The sequence below is a fragment of the Streptomyces sp. NPDC089915 genome (assembly GCF_040684675.1).
GTDB lineage: Bacteria > Actinomycetota > Actinomycetes > Streptomycetales > Streptomycetaceae > Streptomyces.
Genome location: NZ_JBFBGN010000415.1, coordinates 1 through 1,109, shown reverse-complemented (window position 1 = coordinate 1,109; position 1,109 = coordinate 1). Strand labels below are relative to the sequence as shown.

Sequence of the window (1,109 nt, the reverse complement as noted above, 5' to 3'; positions counted from 1 at the left end):
GGAAGCACCGGCACCGGCTTCGACGCGCACGCCGCCGCGGAGCAGCTCGCGGTCTTCGCCGCCGAAGCGGGACGGACGGCCGCCGAGACGGAACCGGCGGGGGCCGCCGCCCAGCTGCCCGCCCAGCAGATCTCCACCCCCGGCGCCGACGCCTCGCGCGCCGGTGACTTCGTCCAGTCCGGCCTGCTCGTCAACCTCACCGACCGCGGCAACGCCAAGCTCTTCGCCCACCTCCACAACCACCGCTCCCGCCCCGCCGAGGGTCTCGGCTGGTACGTGTGGGACGAGTACCGCTGGAAGCGCACCGGCGGCGAGAAGGCGGCCATCTGGGCGGCCGGGGACATGGCCGAGGAGATGCCCCTGCACGACCCCCGGGGCCACTTCACGGACCGCGAGCTCGCCCAGCACCGCAAGCGCGCCATGTCGACCTCCGGGGTCAAGGCCATGCTGTCCCAGGCCAAGGCCTCCCCGGAACTCGCCCTCGACCCCGACACCCTCGACGGCGACAAGTACGCCCTCTGCACCCCCGCCGGCGTCGTCGACCTGCGCACCGGCGAGCTCCGCAAGCCCGATCCGCTCCGCGACCTGCACTCGCGCGCGACCTTCCTGGCCCCCGAGGCCAGCCCCACCCCGCGCTTCGCCCGTTTCCTGACGGAGACCTTCGGCGACGACGACAAGGGCAAGGAGATGATCACGTTCGTCCATCTCCTGCTCGGCTACTCCATCACCGGCGACGTCGGCGGCCAGGTCCTGCCGTTCCTCTACGGCATCGGCGCCAACGGCAAGTCCGCCCTCATGGACATCGTCATCAAGATCCTCGGCGACTACGCGGACGTGGCACCGCCCGGCTTCCTGATGGAGCGCGGCAAGTTCAACGAGCACTCCACCGAGCTCACCGAACTCCACGGCCGTCGCCTGTTCGTGTGCAGTGAGCTCAAGCCCCACGACAAGTTCGACGAGGCCCGCGTCAAGCTCCTCACCGGCGGGCCTTGAGCCGGTCGCCGCCGGTGCGTCTCGCTCTGGATGTCGGCGAGGCTGTGCAGTCCCGGGTGCGCCGCGAAGTGCTCCAGCAGCAGGACCGTGCGCACGGCCGACTTGACCGGCGGCGC

At 71.5% G+C, this 1,109-nt stretch carries 2 pseudogenes; one reads left to right on the top strand and one right to left on the bottom strand.

Annotation, left to right across the window (positions count from 1 at the left end):
- Nucleotides 1-129: 129 nt before the first annotated feature.
- Nucleotides 130-987, top strand: a pseudogene (locus AB0O29_RS36295) (phage/plasmid primase, P4 family); the annotation flags it as partial.
- 32 nt (nucleotides 988-1,019) lie between these two features.
- Here AB0O29_RS36295 and AB0O29_RS36290 read toward each other — a convergent pair.
- Nucleotides 1,020-1,109: pseudogene (locus tag AB0O29_RS36290) on the bottom strand (IclR family transcriptional regulator); the annotation flags it as partial.